The sequence below is a fragment of the Brucella tritici genome (assembly GCF_902825325.1).
Lineage (GTDB): Bacteria > Pseudomonadota > Alphaproteobacteria > Rhizobiales > Rhizobiaceae > Brucella.
On the sequence record NZ_CADEAR010000086.1, the window covers coordinates 1 to 352 of the forward strand.

Below are 352 nucleotides of genomic sequence, written 5' to 3' on the forward strand. Positions count from 1 at the left end.
TCATCCGCTATGTTGAGCAGAGCCCTACTGATGATCAGCAATTCATCAACGATGCCATGACCAAAATTGCCGAACAGCTCTGTGGCCTGAAAATCGCGGATGAACTGCGAGAAGCAGACTTTGTGGGACGACTGTGTCACTCGGCTCAAGGCGGGCTAGGCAAGATTGTTGAAACTATCCGTGCCGCTTGCATCCTGACCGTTAAAAACGACAGGACAGTGCTCGAAAGTCGTGCATTCGCATTCGTCTATCAAGAATCGAGTGGTTGCCTGCCAGAACACAATATCTTCTCAGCCCCACGTTGGTCAGAAATCTCGCCTGAACATGTGCTCGCCGATCTGTCTGCATCTAA

At 50.6% G+C, this 352-nt stretch carries 1 pseudogene; it reads left to right on the forward strand.

The features are described 5' to 3' along the window. Nucleotides 1-352 (forward strand): annotated as a pseudogene (locus HWX93_RS22780) (ATP-binding protein); the annotation flags it as partial.